Source organism: Shewanella nanhaiensis (assembly GCF_019457885.1).
GTDB classification, from domain to species: domain Bacteria; phylum Pseudomonadota; class Gammaproteobacteria; order Enterobacterales; family Shewanellaceae; genus Shewanella; species Shewanella nanhaiensis.
In genome coordinates this window covers 1-16157 of the sequence record NZ_JAHZST010000037.1, presented here as the reverse complement: position 1 = coordinate 16157, position 16157 = coordinate 1, and the positions used below count along the sequence as shown (strand labels likewise).

General features: G+C 43.4%; 13 protein-coding genes. 6 read left to right on the top strand and 7 right to left on the bottom strand.

Annotated elements, in window-relative coordinates; translation table 11 throughout:
• Window positions 1-406 precede the first annotated feature (406 nt).
• Window positions 407-1276, bottom strand: a complete 870-nt coding sequence (gene fieF / locus K0625_RS24140; protein WP_220111904.1) for a cation efflux pump FieF — start codon at window positions 1274-1276, stop codon at window positions 407-409.
• A 90-nt stretch (window positions 1277-1366) separates the two neighbouring features.
• A complete protein-coding gene (locus K0625_RS24135; RefSeq protein WP_220111903.1) occupies window positions 1367-1861 on the bottom strand; it encodes a Spy/CpxP family protein refolding chaperone in 495 nt (164 codons plus the stop codon).
• A gap of 230 nt (window positions 1862-2091) precedes the next feature.
• Here K0625_RS24135 and K0625_RS24130 point away from each other — a divergent pair, with 230 nt between their 5' ends.
• Both K0625_RS24130 and K0625_RS24125 read left to right on the top strand, forming a co-directional pair.
• The gene (locus K0625_RS24130; RefSeq protein ID WP_220111902.1) at window positions 2092-2775 is read left to right on the top strand and encodes a response regulator; all 684 of its coding nucleotides are present in this window, start codon (window positions 2092-2094) and stop codon (window positions 2773-2775) included.
• Window positions 2763-4142, top strand: coding sequence for an ATP-binding protein (locus K0625_RS24125; RefSeq protein ID WP_220111901.1), 1380 nt, complete (start codon window positions 2763-2765; stop codon window positions 4140-4142). The genes K0625_RS24130 and K0625_RS24125 overlap by 13 nt, the downstream gene beginning before the upstream one ends.
• On the opposite strand, the gene K0625_RS24120 is transcribed toward K0625_RS24125, so the two are convergent.
• Window positions 4126-4794: a TetR/AcrR family transcriptional regulator gene (locus K0625_RS24120; protein WP_220111900.1), complete on the bottom strand. Its 669-nt coding sequence runs from the start codon at window positions 4792-4794 to the stop codon at window positions 4126-4128. The genes K0625_RS24125 and K0625_RS24120 overlap by 17 nt on opposite strands.
• A gap of 121 nt (window positions 4795-4915) precedes the next feature.
• Between K0625_RS24120 and K0625_RS24115 the strand changes: the two genes are divergently transcribed.
• Window positions 4916-5791, top strand: a complete 876-nt coding sequence (locus K0625_RS24115) for a LysR family transcriptional regulator (protein ID WP_220111899.1) — start codon at window positions 4916-4918, stop codon at window positions 5789-5791.
• 135 nt (window positions 5792-5926) lie between these two features.
• Here the strand turns inward: K0625_RS24115 and ardB are convergent, their stop codons facing one another.
• Together ardB and ardA are read right to left on the bottom strand one after the other, a co-directional pair.
• The gene (gene ardB / locus K0625_RS24110) at window positions 5927-6280 is read right to left on the bottom strand and encodes an acrylate reductase cytochrome subunit ArdB (RefSeq protein WP_220111898.1); all 354 of its coding nucleotides are present in this window, start codon (window positions 6278-6280) and stop codon (window positions 5927-5929) included.
• Between the two features lie 28 nt (window positions 6281-6308).
• Window positions 6309-7829 carry an acrylate reductase flavoprotein subunit ArdA gene (ardA, locus tag K0625_RS24105; RefSeq protein WP_220111897.1) on the bottom strand — a complete coding sequence of 507 codons (1521 nt, stop codon included), beginning with the start codon at window positions 7827-7829 and terminating at the stop codon, window positions 6309-6311.
• 540 nt (window positions 7830-8369) lie between these two features.
• Between ardA and K0625_RS24100 the strand changes: the two genes are divergently transcribed.
• Window positions 8370-9290 carry a LysR family transcriptional regulator gene (locus K0625_RS24100; protein ID WP_220111896.1) on the top strand — a complete coding sequence of 307 codons (921 nt, stop codon included), beginning with the start codon at window positions 8370-8372 and terminating at the stop codon, window positions 9288-9290.
• 276 nt (window positions 9291-9566) lie between these two features.
• Here K0625_RS24100 and K0625_RS24095 read toward each other — a convergent pair whose 3' ends face one another.
• Both K0625_RS24095 and acuI read right to left on the bottom strand, forming a co-directional pair.
• Entirely contained in the window at window positions 9567-11570 is a 2004-nt protein-coding gene (locus tag K0625_RS24095; protein WP_220111895.1) for a hypothetical protein, read from the bottom strand.
• Window positions 11571-11861: 291 nt separating this feature from the next.
• On the bottom strand, window positions 11862-12842 hold the full coding sequence (gene acuI / locus K0625_RS24090; protein WP_220111894.1) for an acrylyl-CoA reductase (NADPH): 981 nt from the start codon (window positions 12840-12842) through the stop codon (window positions 11862-11864).
• Window positions 12843-13167: 325 nt separating this feature from the next.
• On the opposite strand from acuI, the gene K0625_RS24085 reads away from it, so the two are divergent.
• Window positions 13168-14724 carry a YjjI family glycine radical enzyme gene (locus tag K0625_RS24085; RefSeq protein ID WP_220111893.1) on the top strand — a complete coding sequence of 519 codons (1557 nt, stop codon included), beginning with the start codon at window positions 13168-13170 and terminating at the stop codon, window positions 14722-14724.
• A gap of 22 nt (window positions 14725-14746) precedes the next feature.
• Entirely contained in the window at window positions 14747-15625 is an 879-nt protein-coding gene (locus K0625_RS24080) for a YjjW family glycine radical enzyme activase (RefSeq protein ID WP_220111892.1), read from the top strand.
• Window positions 15626-16157 lie beyond the last annotated feature (532 nt).

The window sequence follows — 16157 nt, the reverse complement described above, 5'->3', positions numbered from 1 at the left end:
CGTTGACGCTTGGTCGTTGGCTTGAGGAGGCGTATTCTACACTCTCCGTGGTTGGCGTCAAGCGCTTATTTGAAGAAGTTTTTCAAGCGATGATTCTTTGTTCACTCTCGTGTCAACAACCATCTAAATCAAGCTTCTAAAGCGTTTGTCACCTGAATCAAATCTCCGAGGAGTTTTGATTCTCTAACACTGCTGCAAGTCCCATTCTATCTAGCTATTGCTAAGAACGATTGGCCTGCTGTGCCGTGTCAGTGGATGCGCATTATAGGGAGTTCAGCCCAGAGCACAAGGGCTTTTTTACGAAAAAACGATCTTTTTTTAAAAGCCACTTTTAGCCACATCCTACGCACCACTTACCCCCTGACTTATCCACAAAGAAGCAGCTTTTGATGAATAATTACGCAATTTAGACGGGGTCTTGATGGATGATAACTTCAGCATCATCAAAGGCGGCTCGTATTCTTGCTTCGGTTCTATCGGCAATAGCATGGGCCTCCCTTAAACTTAAAGAGCCCTCTATCTCAAGATGACATTGAATAAAGGTCGTCTTGCCTGATTCGCGAGTTCTCAGATCATGAATCCCTTTAACCTGTGGATCCTCTTGCGCAAGTTCTATAATTTTCAAACGAGTGTCGTTATCTAATTCTCTATCCAGTAGCGATTGAATAGAACGGTAACCTAACTCTAACGCCTGTTGTCCAATAAAGAGTGCAATTAAGATCGCAAATAGTCCATCAGCCCACCACCAACCATATTGTGCAAGTACAAGTGCTAACAGCACGGCCGCATTTAGAAATAGATCGGATTTATAATGAAGTGCATCAGCCTCGACCACAGTGCTTGATGTTGCCTCCACTGCTTTCTTCTGCAACATAACCAAAGCAAAAGTAAGCACGATGGCAATAATGGAGACGACAACACCTAACATGGCATGGTTAACTGGAGCAGGATTAATTAAACGATCCCCTCCATGAAATAGCAGCAAAAAGGCAGAGCCTAAGATAAATGCAGATTGAGCGAGTGCAGCGAGGGGTTCGGCCTTGCCATGACCGTAACGATGATCATGATCCGCAGGGACAATAGCGTAACGAATAGCAACAAAGTTGACGAGTGAAGCAAGTCCGTCAGCAAATGAGTCGGTCAAAGAAGCTAACATGCTAGCAGAACCTGAATATAACCAGGCTGCCATTTTGATGATAACTAAGGTCAAGGCAGTAGCCACTGCTGCGCGGCTCGCTAACTTGACCCAGAAATCGTATTGGGAAGTTTGGGTCATAGGATCATATTACTATTAACTGTTCTACTGTTATTAGCAGGGGAAGAAGATGATCCTAAGTGTATCTTATATTATTGAGAAAAACCGACTCTAACGAGCAGATTTCCCCTCTCCTCTCTTACTGTGTCTCTTTTCAAACTTCTCTTTAAACTTCGCCTTTTGCTCAGGTGTTAAGAGTTGATAAACTTCATTTTGAATTTTCAGCATAGCCACTCCTTTTTCCTGTCGCTTCTGCTGTTTCTGCTCGATCAATGCTTGAGCCTTAGCTTCATCAAAATTGTCTGCGCTGATGAGAGCAAAAAATTCAGAGCGATGCGCTGAACGCTCCTCTTTAGATACCCGCTCCTCTTTCATTGCTTTTTTTTGCTCTTTGATTAATGCCTTTATTTCTGTTTTTTGGGTATCGGTAAGATCTAAGCCTCTAAACATCTTACGGATATCACCGTGATGACCAGAACGCTCACCTTTCATGTGATGAGATTTTCCATGATGTTGATGCTCATCTCCAGCATAGACCGACGATGCCATTAATGTCGTACTTGCCACTATGGCAAGCAGCCCTGCCTTTAAAGTATTCTTTTTCATTATTCTAGCCTCGTAAATATAAAGGGGAGAACCAGCTCTCCATTTTCAAAACCTAGTTTACCCAGCTCAATGTAAGGCAGGGTTTTAGTTTCGTAAAACACTGTAAATATCCTGCGTCAGTCTGTTTCATAACGCTTTTAGGCTGTCTTTACGTAGACTTACATTGATAAACTGCAATTGACACCTAACAAGGTATACTCAGCATGTAAGCAGACATTTTAAGGTTAAAAATGAACCATATTTTATTGATTGATGATGATTTAGGTCTATCTGAATTATTGGGCCAGTTTTTAGAGCTCGAAGGATTTAAGCTGACATTGGCCAATGATGGTGAAGCAGGCCTAGCGCTGGCGCTTGAGAATAAGTTTGATCTGATCTTGCTTGATGTCATGCTACCTAAGCTTAATGGCTTTGAAGTATTAAAAACTTTAAGAGCAAAAAAACAGACACCAGTGTTGATGCTAACAGCGAGAGGGGATGAGATAGATCGCGTCGTTGGGCTTGAAATAGGCGCCGATGATTATCTACCTAAGCCATTTAATGACAGAGAGTTGATTGCCCGCATCAAAGCCATTATTCGCCGCACTAACCTGCAAGTCGATGAAGCTCAACCTAGCATCCATGAATATGGTGATATTAAGCTAGATCCAAGTCGGCAAGAGGTCTACTGTCAGGATATGTTGCTGATTCTAACTGGTACTGAATTCACCCTACTTTTTGAGATGCTCCAAAATGGTGGTGAACTCATTAGCAAAGAGCTATTAAGCGAAAAGGTATTAGGTAAAAAGCTTATGCCGTTTGATCGTAGTCTAGATATGCACCTTTCTAACTTACGTAAGAAGCTACCTGATCGTACCGATGGCCGTCCTAGAGTCAAAACAATAAGAGGCAAAGGCTACATTTGGCTTCCATAATATCACCAGACAAGATCCCTAATAGAATCTTCATTAAGCTGTTGCTTGGTTTCTGGCTCTGCAGCTCTATTATCATCGCAACGGTAGGACTGCTGCCTTTACTACAGCAAAACCACGACCGAGCACCGCTTCCTCCCCACTTAGAGAAGCTGCTCTCTAAATTTGCAGATCGAATTAGCAACCAGCCTCAGTTACTCGAAGCTGGAAAACTTAATCGTCTAACTCACCGCCGAAACTTTAAAGGCAAGCCTGTTCGTCTCTATTTGGTCAACGACCAAGGTAAGGTACTCAATACTGACAAAGTTTCTCGCGGAATGCGCCGCTTTATGCTGATGGCAGAAGAAGCCAACCAACCTATCAGCCATCAGTTCAAGAATGAGTTACTATTCGGCCCTTACAACTTTGATGTTACCGGTAAGCAGTACTCACTTTATGGACGCTTTGCCGATCACCATCCAAGACCTTGGTTTTTCTTCTTAGCCGAAAACAAATTACTGACTTTGGCCCTAGCGATCACTCTGTCCGGACTACTTTGTGGCCTGCTTGCTTGGCACTTAGGCAAACCACTACGGACACTGAGATTAAGTGCAGACTCATTAGCCGCTGGTGACTTAACAAATCGTGTCGATGATGCGACAACTCAACGTAAAGATGAGATAGGTCTGCTTGCTCAAGCTTTTAATGGCATGGCCGACTCTGTTGAGAATATGGTTAACAGTCAACAAAGGCTGATAAGTGACATCTCACACGAACTAAGAACGCCATTAACGCGGTTACAGCTCGCCCTAGCACTTGCTCGAAAAAAGGGAGTTGATACCGCAGAGACTCAACGTATCGGTTATGAAGCTGAGCAGTTGGAGCTGATGATTGCTGAGCTGTTAGAACTCTCTCGGGTAAAGCTCAATAGACACGATATTAAACATCTCGTTTCACTCAATGAAACCTTGAATCAGGTGTTAGATGATGCAGATTTCGAAGCATCTCAACAGGGGAAACGATTAGTCATTGATATTGATGACGCCATCACACTACCCACAAATCCTAGACCTTTAGCTAGGGCGATAGAGAACTTACTGAGAAATGCCATTAGCTATGCAGAGATGGAGATTAATATTATCGCCCAAACTGCAGGTAACCAAATTATCATAACGATTAGCGATGATGGCCCTGGCATCGAGAATAAACAAGATCTACAGGCGATTTTCAAACCTTTCTATCGGCCTCAAAGTGCCCGTGAACGGGAATCGGGAGGTTGGGGACTCGGTTTGGCCATAGCTAAAGCTGCGATCGATGCTCACCAGGGAGAGATCACAGCTCAAAATCGCCCCTCTCAGGGGTTAGAGATCACCATTAAGCTGCCGAGTTGATTATGGTTACTTGATGCTTCTCTCTATGCTTGGCAGACAACCAAGCTGCGAATGCCTGTTTAGTGGGGATCCTCCTATCTGAGTGCCCCATTAACTGGCTCAATGCATAACTGAATTGATAGTAAAGTTGCACATCACCAAAATGTTTATCGGCATCATCACTATTAATCATCGCACCTCGTAAGTAATTCATAACCAGCTCTGCTCTATCAAAACCAGCCACTTCCCCAATGTCCAAGATCATACGCTTATTCAAGCTGACGTACTCCTCATATAGCGTCTCAAAGCGCAGGCGGAGTAGCTCGTTCCCTTGATTTAGCAGATCTTGATTTGGCATAACCCTGTCAACCACAAATCGCTTTTCTGACAAGGTGTAATATAGGCGATTACAGTGATGATACAAAAAGCACGTTAATGGCTCTTGATGCTCCTTAAGATCTTGCTTTGCCAACCCAAGCCAATACTCATATTCACAGCATGAAACCGCGAGGATTAAATCTGCCTCTGTCGTAAAATGATTATAGATAGTCCCCTTCGAAATTTGGCTGGCATTAACTAAGTGCGAGCGACAAAGATCGAAAGTTTTATGCCCCTGCAAGCAACGTTGAGCGACTTGCACTAAGTACTGCTCCCGCTGTTTCCAACTGCTCATATCGACCTCATCACACTTTTTAGTTTGATAATTTATTAACGTCACAGTTACAAGGTAACAAGCTTTGGTGCATTCAGATATTGAGTAATACTGATACCACTATGAATAAAACCAATATCTGATGTTAAAAATCGAATTGCTTGAAAGCTTCATTGCTATCGCCGAGAGTGGCAACTTATCAAAAGCGGCAGAGAAAATATGTCGTACTCAGTCAGCATTAAGCTTACAGATTAAGAAATTAGAGGAGAGTGTTGGTCAGCCTTTACTACACCGTGACAACAAAGGCGTCACCCTTACCGCCTCAGGAAAAACACTGCTTAATTATGCTTATAAGATGATGCAACTGAGTTCAAAAGCACTCGATGATCTGAAAGAGTGTCAGAACCGAGAATCTATACGTTTAGGCGTGCCTACTGATTACATCAACCGTTACCTTGGTAGCTGTTTATTAGAGTTTATTCGCGAATTCACCTGTATAGAGTTAATTATCGATACTGATGTCAGTGGTAATCTCTATAAACGTTTACATAATGGTGAATTTGATCTGATTGTCGCCACTCACTGGCAACCACCAGCAGCAGGTTATGGCGAATTGCTATTTGAACGTCGTTTTCATTGGGTCGCGGCAAAAGATGGCAATGCCCATAAACGGGAGACAATACCTATGGCGCTGTACCCCGAAAACTGCCCTATCCGAGCGCAGGTTTTTGCCAACCACCAGATCTCAATGCGTCCAATGAGCGTATTATTATCGACTCCCTCACCAACAGCCATGTGTATGGCAGTGGAAAACGATCTGGTGATTGCTCCTATTGCCGAGTTTCGCATTAACGATAAGATGCAGATCATCGATCCCGTAGAGCACAACATTCCCTCACTACCCGTCTTCAATGAGTCTTTGTATCTCAACCCTGATACACAAACCGAAGCAAGGAACCAGTTAATCGACTTAATCAAAGCGAACGTAAAAGAGTTAGGTGAGGCGGCACTTAATTAGGCTACTCAATATTTAAAAGGGTTAGATATAAACCCAGTCAAATATAGGATGATAAAAGGCTACCTAAGTAGCCCTTATATACAAGAGTGAATATTGAGATGAACTCTGCTTATTACTTTTTACAAGATAGGGCATCTACTCTTTGTGCTTGTCATACTTGAAGGTATGGCAATTACTGCAAATTGGCTTCTTAGCTTTATGTTCGCCATGACACTCGATACATGGGAGCTCTTTACCGTAATGCAAATTATTGTGAGGGTTTTGCCACTTATCCTCTTCACTACGTGCCGTTTCTTCAGCCAGTTCGTCCACATCATGACACTGCAAACAAGCCTGATCTGAAGGGTAATTCTTCACACCTTGATCGTGGCAGCTCTTGCAATCCTTGCCAATCACATCTTTATGGTAATCACGTTGCTCAATCGCTTGTGCTGATAAGCTCACTAATCCAGCTAAGACAAGGCCAAGCATCAATTTATACATTTTCATTTGTCAGTCCTCTCATTGGCCTATTAACTTAAGCTTGCATCATGATGCGAGCAGCAGTCATTCCCATCACCATACATTCAGGGATCGAGCAGCTGCCTAGTCGGCTAACACCATGGATACCACCGCATACTTCACCCGCAGCGTATAAACCTGAGATAGGTTTACCCGTTAGGCTATCTTTCACTTCAGCCTTGGTGTTGATCTGCACGCCACCTTGGCAGTAATGCACTTTTGGCCACAAACGAACCACAGTGAAAGGCGCTTGGATAAATTTCCCCTTAGCTTCAGTCATATTTTTGCCGAACTGTGGATCGCTTTGCGTCTTAACGTATTCGTTATATTCAGCAATTTGCTTTTTAAGCGGTGCTAATGGCACCTCAAAATGTTTAGCTAAGGCATCTATTGAGTCGAACTTCCAACCGACATTGTATTTCAATACTTTCTTAGTATTCGGATGCTGCTTAGAGTCTTCATAGCTAGTGATTAGAATCGGAGGCAGTGCATTACCTTGTGCATCACGACAGTTCAACTCAGCATCGGCGCGAGTCTTACGATCAGCAATCTCATTCATGAAGCGCTTACCGGTTAAACGGTCAATCGCGATTGAATGTGGGAAATTATAGATAGAGTAGTTAGATACATAGCCAAAACCACCTTCATCTGGTGATGCCCATGGCCCAGACTGGATATGCGCCAAGTGAACAGGTACAGCACCTAGGCGGAACATTTCGAACATCCCTTCACCAGTAGCGCCAGGTGCGTTAGTGCAACCCACCTCAGCAGTTAAAGTTGGGTCTTGTGCCATACGCATATTGATATTTTGAGCAAAGCCTCCCGTCGCCATGATCACGCCACGCCTAGCTTTAATTCGCACTAGCTCGCCAGACTCTGGCTTGTCGAAATAGTAGCCTTCACGCATTTTAACGCCAACAACACCGCCTTTTTCATCTAAGATAAAACCATCAAATTTGGCGCGGTTATGGGTATGAACACCAAGTTTGCGGCACTCTTGCAATAGCGGCTGCGTTATACCAGCACCACAGCTCACCGTCGTTTGGTAAGTACGTGCTACGGAGTGACCACCAAGTTGTTGTAGGTATGGGTGATATTCAGAGCCAGCATCTAGCGTCATCTGCAGTGCTTCAACAGCATGCTCTGCAACATGGCGAAGTAATGCTTCATCAGCAATACCACGGCCAGCTGCTAGCTGATCTGCGACCATAGTATCAACAGAGTCTTTAACGCCCTCTTGTTTTTGCATTGGCGTATCAGGTGCCGCAAACAGGCCACCATTAATTGCTGAATTACCGCCAAAGTAAGACATTTTTTCAAAAATATGAACGTCTTTTGCGCCTTTGCGTGTCGCTTCAATTGCAGCAGCTAAACCCGCAAAGCCTGAACCGATAATAAGAACTTCAACCTCTTTGTCCCATTTAACGCCATTCGCACTTTCAGAAACGGCTAACGCTGGTGCAGCCATTGCGACACCTGCTGCCGCTCCCATTCCTTTGATGAAATTACGGCGTCCTAGCAGATCTTTATTGCTCATCTGTCATCACCCATTTTAGTTTTAATTGACTCATGAAGCATAAAGGTGGAATCAGTTCCAAAACGGGAGTAACAACAAGTGTTGTGCTCAATTAACATTGTTGAAGTATAAAACTTGAGGTTAAGTCAAAATTATCCAATTTCACCACTATGGGTAACGAATAGGAATGAGTTCCAAAATGGAAGCTAGCTCTTTAAATAGAGGAAACACGAGCATGGTTTGAAATGATACCAATCAGTATAGATAAGTGATCTACTCAGAGTCTTTTTGGCAAGCTAATTCAAGGCGAATGAATGACGGAATGGTTATTCCCTTGTGAGTTTATTCAACGCAGAAGTAGGCAGCCAAAAACACTCCTTGTAGGCGAGTTTTAGCGCCTCCGATGCGGTGTTAACGAGCTTAAACGTAGAATAACTATGTTTCTCACTCGTTGCCTTGCCTCAGAAGCGCTAAATTCTCGCTGAGCGATCACATCTTTATACCGATTGGTATGACTGTTAAGCTGTGCCAATTAACAGCTCGAAAAAATGATCACTCGGTATGGAACTAGAAGATATCTATCGGCAAGACTTAAGCTTGCTTATTGCACTACAAATTTTAGTCGAAGAGTGTAGCGTCACTCAAGCAGCCAAGCGTTTACACTTAAGCCAATCAGCAACCAGTCGTATTCTATCTCGCCTACGTGAGATGCTGGATGACCCACTGTTTTCTCGCGTAGGTCAAAAACTGGTGCCAACTCAGTTTGCCCTAGACTGCTACCAACAGCTGCAACAGCCTACTGGCCAGTTGATTGAGATGCTCACTCCTAAAGCTTTCGTACCAAACGAATGTCAGCAGCATTTTACTTTAGCGGCCACAGACTATGCGATGCAGGCCCTAATCCCTTTTATTCTGCCCGATATCTACAACAAAGCCCCCAATATCAAGTTAGAGATCATTCCAGTTCAACATAGAGAGCTGCAATCACAGCTAAGTGTTCAGGGGGCTGATATGGCTATCTGCCGAGCCATAGGCCAAACTCAACAACTGAATCAGACATTTTTAGGAAGAGTTGGGGTGAGCTGTTTATTATCGGCAGAGCACCCTCTTGCGAATCAAGCATTAACCTTGGAAGATTACCTGCATTTTCCACATGCAACCATAGCCATCAGCGATGGAGTCAAAGCCCTACTTGACGCTGCTATTGCAAGTTATCCCCCAAGAGATGAGTTACTGCGTACACCCCACTTAGACAGCGCTTTAGCACTTTTACAGTTTCACCCAGCAATTATCACACTGCCAGCAGGTATCGCCGAACTAGCCGCTTCAAAACATAGGCTCAGAGTAAAACCCCTTCCCTTCGATATTCCCCCTTTAGATTACAACCTATTTTGGCACTCAAGGGCAGAACTTGATAAAGCACAACAGTGGTTAAGAGAAGAGATCTCAAGCTCAATACGCAGACTGCTAAAAGCTGAATAGCGATAATTGTTCCAGGCCCCCCTCCTACACCATCCGTGGCGTTCGGGGATAAGTATATCCCTATACAGATACTGCTCGTAATCCATCAGACCTTCAAGGTCTTAAGGCGTTCCAGACACTTTAAAGACATTTCCCATATCCCTATGGGTCAGTGCAGGAAATACCAACAAATGTAGGGAACATTTATGGCCATGGCGAGCAGCATAAGTGTTCCAAACACAAAAAAGCCCCGCTAGGTGGCGGGGCTTCATTTGATATGACACTCAAGAAAAATAACTACCTAACTTTATAAGTGATTGTTCCCGTCTGGGTATCACCCTCTTTTGTGGTGTAGCTATAATCAAAAGTCATACTGTTCTCACTTCCAACTACATCATCATTAAGGTTAAGGTATGTATAGTTTGAATAGCGATAACCTGAATCTAAACTTGTACCGACTTGAGGATAGTAGTAATAATAGTTAGAGTTGATATTTTCATTCTGAGCTGCTTTTAACAACAACTCCTTATTTGTTGAATACAACTGGCCGTTAGTAATCACTCTAATTATTCTGTGGTAATCCTGAGCGACTCCATTATTAGTATATGACGTCAATGTATAAGTCAGTTCATTTAAGTTACGAATAGAGGTTGGCATATAAAGTTTTACACTACCGCTTCCCCCACACCAATTACAGTTTACCGCTACATCAGCTGTATTTTTTGCAACAATTAGAGCGCCATCAGTTGTGTAGTTTTTATTATCCAGCACAACATCGTTCACATTAAATGCAGACTTAGAAACAGTAAATACTTCTGAGTCATCGCTATAGACATTTTGCTCTTCATCGGCAATCACATTGACTAGGTCACCAACGCGGTACTGGTACTCCCCATCAGCTAACTCTGCAGCTGGAGAAGCTGTTAATTTGGTGCCATTAAGCGTAAGTTCAACACTAGTATCTATCGCTTCTGGCGCAACAGATACATAAGTAGTACCTGGAGTAACCCCCTGATCATTCAGAGTATTACCAGGAATGATAGTCACTACAGCAGTTGCCGTAAGCTCAACACTTGTCTGCACATTATCTTCTTCAACTAAAGCAACAGGAGCCGAATAGAAGACCTCAAGAGATGAATCTTTAACATTTTTGGAAAGAACCTCTATGGATGGGGACTCATAACTAAACGTTGATAAGTTCACCGCTAAATTTAACTCCCCCTCTACCACTTCAGTTCTAAAATCTCGATATTGAGAACCAGAGATAGAAACTCTGTACTGCTGTTCAAACTCTGTTTCATAGAGACCAATTTCAGCACTGGTATAATGTAACTCCCCAACCTGAAAGCTAGGAATTTCTACATTAAGTCCACCACGATAGGCCGTTTCTAATACATATTGGCCAGTCACAGAGTCATAATCAAAATAGGCATTGCCATGGTCATTGTTTTCCGAGGAGACTCGCGCGCCCTCTAACACTTCACCCTGCTCATTTAATATAGTTAATCGTAAATTGTATTCATTTAACTGATTAATCTCTTTAAGATAAAGCGTATCTTCAGCCCAAACCTTACTTGAACTCAGTAATTGAGAGGCTAAGCCGCTCTGGCCAATCTCTAGTTCAAAATCATTAACACCATCACTATCAACGTCGAGCTCTGCATGAATCTCTGTAGGGATCCCCTCAGCCAGCATCAACTTATACTCACCAGTTTCCTTAGTGAAAGTAGCAAGATCTTCAGGTTGTTGCAGCACTAAATTATGTATGTTGTACCCTTGATGCTCCACTTCATATAGAGGGTATACAGCAAGATCTTCAACAAAAGTATTCTCGCCAGTCTGCAATAAAGTCAGAACCTTCTCTTTAGGTTTGCCCACAAGGATCTCACCTAAATCTTGATTTACAACCTGTCCTTGACCAGACAGTCTAGTTAAAGACTTATATGTCATAGCAACAAAAGCTTCTGAAGGGCTTTCTACTTTTAAGGTGAAATCACTATAGGCAGGCTGCTTCTCCAGTAAGATTTTAGCATCAACAATAGACACAGGCGTCGACCACTCACCAGCAAACTTAATTGAAACCTGAGCATCGGACAGATCCACATCATCTGTCGCCCCTTTCAAGGTTCCCGATAAAGTAATAGGTAGGGCATTAGCGGTATTTTGATCTTGCAGTAATTGATTCTGTGCTTCTAAAGCTGCAACAACATCATCGTTATTATTGTTATCTTCAACTTCGAGACAGCCAGACATAGATAGCGCAGCTGAAACAGCTAACGCTAATTTAATATGGTTAGACATTAAATACTTCCTTATATTTTTATTATGAGAATTTCATTCAACTAGATGAATGAGCCAATGGTTAATAGAGTCCTGAATATTTCCCTTAAATACCAGACTCAAAAAAACAACCAAAAGGCAACGAAAAGCTAACAAATAAAGAGGTAAATAACAACAAAATAAAAAGAGGAAGAGATCAAAAAGAGATATTCGCTAAATCATACTTATGACTTAGCGAATGCTTTTGAAGAAACAAATTTTACAAGTGAGTTAAAACTCTAAATATCGAATGGTTCTACTAACTCGAAGAGATTAAAGCTTAACGAGGACTCGGCCAGTCACTTCACCTTTAACTATCTTATCTGCAAATTCAGGAACTTGCTCTAGAGTAATAGTTTGTCCAGCTTGTTGGTAATAGCTTTCAGGTAACAGGGCTAATACTTGCTCCCAAGCCTTTTGACGCTTCTCAAATGGGCAGGAAACAGAGTCAACACCAAGCAGGCTCACGCCACGAAGAATAAATGGCATCACTGTTGTTGGCAGTGCAAAGCCACCAGCAAGACCACATATAGCTGCTGCGCCACCATAATTCATCTGGGCTAACGCAGTCGCGAGAACTTTATTACCAACCGTGTCGATAACCCCAGCCCAACGCTGTTTCTCAAGCGGTCTGGCATCTTGCTCTAGCTCGCTGCGCTCCATCACTTCTGCTGCGCCAAGGGACTTAAGTAGCTCGCTGTTCTCTTCAGCTCGGCCTGTACTGGCCACAACTTTATAGCCAAGCCTCGCTAGTAAGGTAACAGCCACAGAGCCCACACCACCACTGGCGCCAGTAACTAAGATCTCGCCTGAATCAGGTTGGATATTGGCAGCTTGCAGGGCCTGTACGCATAACATCGCCGTTAGACCTGCCGTGCCGATCATCATCGCTTTCTCTGCATCACAAGCTTCTGGCATCGGCACTAACCAATCGGCATTCACGCGTGCTTTTTCTGCCATGCCCCCCCAATGATTCTCTCCAACACCCCAGCCCGTAAGGATCACACAATCGCCCGCTTTATAGCGCTTGTCTGAAGACTCAACCACCACGCCAGCAAAATCGATACCTGGCACCATAGGGAAATTACGAATAATTCGACCTGTACCTGTAACCGCTAACCCATCCTTATAGTTCAGTGATGAACATGAAACGTCCACCAGCACTTCACCTTCGGGTAGATCCGATACCTGAAGCTGACCAACATTTGCCAGGGTAGATTTACCCTCTTGAGTTAATATAAGTGCATTGAACATGATGAACCTCTCTAAAATGGTGAAGTAACATAATAATCGAACACAAGTCATGACTGAAGTGCATTATTTGCATTTAATTAATGCACATAGAACATGATACTTATCTAAGTTATGGATAGAGTGACCTTATAAATCCATAAGCTTAGGTGGATAGAAACCAAACCAGACTAGCCGACTTCACAACAGTACTCAATTAGACCAAGAAATGAGATTTCACCCTACGGATTTCCATTTAGAAAAAACAAACTTAACAGCTTTTCACTTTATGAATGACCATCTCTCCTCATATGCTAGTAATCATAATTTCTAAATGGATATTAACCTGATGGCCTCACAAGATAATTTCGCTAAGATCATTCGCGATCCAAACCTCTCGCCAAAGCAAAAATCAAACTATTTAGCATTAGAAGCGGAAGCGAGCCTTGCTTACCTCTCTATCTCACCGGAACTTACGCAAGCAAAAAACGCCGGAATTATCTGTGACATCTTTGAAGGTCATGCACCTTTTAAACCAAGATATGTACTACCTGATTACGCCAAATTTCTACAAAATGGCTCAACATACCTAGAGCTAAGCGCGGCGCAAGATCTAGATGAAGCGCTAAATGCACTGACCATTATCTATCACCACGTACCATCGGTCACCAATATTCCAGTTTACCTTGGCCAACTCGATGAGGTGCTACTACCCTATTGCCAAGGGCTGGATGAAGAGAGTATTTATCGTAAGATAAAACTATTCTGGATCATGCTAGACCGTACCCTTCCTGACGCTTTTATGCATGTGAACATTGGCCCAACGGATAATATTGTCTGCCGCACCATTTTGCGTGTCGATGCCGAGCTAAAACAGATTGCGCCAAACCTAACCTTTATGTATGACCCTAGTGTCACTCCCGACGAGCTACTGCAACTCGCTGCCAATAACATCTGTGAATGTAGCAAGCCTCATATTGCCAACTACCCAATACACGCTAATAGTTACGATGACAAAGGCTTTGGCATTGTCAGCTGCTATAACTCGCTACCACTTGCTGGCGGTGCCAACACTTTAGTGCGACTGAATCTAAAGGAGGTGGCACTAAAAGCACATAGCATCAGTGACTTCTTCGATAACATACTGCCTAAGTACTGCCGATTAACATTTGAATTGATTGAAGCGAGATCGAAATTCCTCCACGAAGAATCTAGCTTTTTTAATAGCTTCTTAGTTAAGGAGGGGTTAATTGAAGAGTCTCGCTTCGCGCCTATGTTTGGTATTTACGGCATGGCTGAAGCAGTCAATATCTTGCAAGGCACACCTGAATTCAGCGAAGACAACATAGATAAGCCAAGCAGCCATTATGGCCATAATACTGCCGCTAACGAACTCGGGCATAAGATCTCTAAAGTCTTAGATGCCATAGTCAAATCAACACCAGTAACCTACGGTTATCATGGCCGCACGTTACTGCACTCGCAAGGCGGAATAAGCATAGACAAAGAGGTCACGCCTGGCGTACGTATTCCCTATGGCACTGAGCCAAATCCAATTGCTCATATTCAAGCGTTAGCTGAGCATCATCAATACTACACCTCTGGGATCAGCGATATCCTCACCATAGATGAGACCATCAAATCCAATCCACAGGCGATGATGCAGCTGTGTAAAGGTGCGCTGAATTTAGGTTTTCGGGAATTTACCGCTAATGTCACCTCTAACGATCTTGTTCGAGTCACTGGCTATATGATTAAGCTATCCGATATTGCCACCTTTAAACAGGCAGGGTCACGCACCAACACAACAAGCTTGGGCTTTGATGCGGCAGCTAATACTCGAATCCTTGAGCGTCAGCCACGTGTCATCGCTAATGAGCTATCACCTAACTACACCGCTGATTAAAACTGTAAGTAGATAGAAAAACATGAGCAGAGTCGCAACGGTTAATCAGATAATCCCTTTTTCCTGTGTTGATGGCCCAGGCAGCCGCCTGGTTATCTTCCTGCAAGGGTGTAATTTTAACTGCAAGAATTGCCATAACCCATACACCATAGATATGTGTAACAGTTGCGGCGATTGCATTGCGACCTGCCCTGTTAATGCGCTCAGCTTAACCACCAGTAAAGAGGGAAAATCCAAGATAGTCTGGGACAGTGATCTCTGCACTCAATGCGATATCTGTTTATCCACTTGCCCGAAACAATCTAGCCCAAAGACCCGCCAATACAGTGTGCCGCAGCTACTCACGCTTATTCGCGCCCAAGTGCACTTTATTAATGGCATCACCATGAGCGGTGGTGAAGCCACCCTGCAACTGCCGTTTATTATCGAGCTGTTTCAGGCCATTAAAGCTAGCCAAGATTTAACGCATCTTAGCTGCATGATAGACAGTAATGCTTATGTAAGTGAAGGCGGTTGGCTACAGGTAATGCCCTATCTTGATGGCGCGATGATCGATCTTAAATCTTGGCAACAAGAGACCCATAACTACATCACAGGGCGAGATAATCACCGTGTATTCAACTCCCTAAAACTGCTCGCCAAGAACGGCAAATTGTATGAGATCCGCCTGCTGCATATTCCAAACGTCAGTGACTTTGAGAGTGAGATCGATGTTGTTGCGAGTTATCTCACTCGGCTGCCTGCAAATGTAAGAGTCAAGCTAAATGCCTTTCAACACCATGGTGTAACAGGTGAGTCACTCAACTGGCCGAGCTGCAGTGAGGAAGAGATGCTTAAGTTAGCGGCACGGCTAACTGAACGTGGTGTGGCTAATCTGGTGTTACCCAATGTTTATCTTTAACTTGTCGGATAACAGGTTTGAAGTCTCTTTTTGATTGGGTTCATTGGACGAGTTTGGTGTTTGGTTGTTATTTGTTAATCATGGCTTCATTGTTACCTATTGTTTGCAGTATGTTCCCCTCAGGGATACACCAATGTCGTGATCTCATGGTCAATTTTGTTCCCTACATAATAACATTGCCCAGTAGCAAAAGTTTTAGGTTGAGTTCACTCCGCTGATTTTATATTTGATGGTTGGTGTGCAGCCATAACCTCATGTTGAATCTATTGCTTGCAGCATGCCTTATGTGTAAATACTTCTGCGGGACGCTATAAATATATCCCTATACGCTCGACGGTGGCATCCATGCCACCAACGCCCACAGCCGCATTCACACTTGATTGTTTATCTCTTCGATTGAACCTGTTGGTTATAGCGCATTTTTGGACAGAATGTATGGTACGCCCCGTTATTGCAAATAATAAAGCAAGATAACAGGAGTTGGTTTGCGCTAATGTATTCAGAGTCTATTGAGACCTTCATTAGTCCCAGC

Coding starts and splice junctions, on each gene's coding strand:
- K0625_RS24100 (WP_220111896.1), top strand. CDS start 8,370: ATGGAACTAGAAGATATCTATCGGCAAGACTTAAGCTTGCTTATTGCA.
- K0625_RS24115 (WP_220111899.1), top strand. CDS start 4,916: ATGTTAAAAATCGAATTGCTTGAAAGCTTCATTGCTATCGCCGAGAGT.
- K0625_RS24080 (WP_220111892.1), top strand. CDS start 14,747: ATGAGCAGAGTCGCAACGGTTAATCAGATAATCCCTTTTTCCTGTGTT.
- acuI (WP_220111894.1), bottom strand. CDS start 12,842: ATGTTCAATGCACTTATATTAACTCAAGAGGGTAAATCTACCCTGGCA.
- K0625_RS24085 (WP_220111893.1), top strand. CDS start 13,168: ATGGCCTCACAAGATAATTTCGCTAAGATCATTCGCGATCCAAACCTC.
- K0625_RS24135 (WP_220111903.1), bottom strand. CDS start 1,861: ATGAAAAAGAATACTTTAAAGGCAGGGCTGCTTGCCATAGTGGCAAGT.
- ardB (WP_220111898.1), bottom strand. CDS start 6,280: ATGAAAATGTATAAATTGATGCTTGGCCTTGTCTTAGCTGGATTAGTG.
- K0625_RS24130 (WP_220111902.1), top strand. CDS start 2,092: ATGAACCATATTTTATTGATTGATGATGATTTAGGTCTATCTGAATTA.
- ardA (WP_220111897.1), bottom strand. CDS start 7,829: ATGAGCAATAAAGATCTGCTAGGACGCCGTAATTTCATCAAAGGAATG.
- K0625_RS24095 (WP_220111895.1), bottom strand. CDS start 11,570: ATGTCTAACCATATTAAATTAGCGTTAGCTGTTTCAGCTGCGCTATCT.
- K0625_RS24120 (WP_220111900.1), bottom strand. CDS start 4,794: ATGAGCAGTTGGAAACAGCGGGAGCAGTACTTAGTGCAAGTCGCTCAA.
- fieF (WP_220111904.1), bottom strand. CDS start 1,276: ATGACCCAAACTTCCCAATACGATTTCTGGGTCAAGTTAGCGAGCCGC.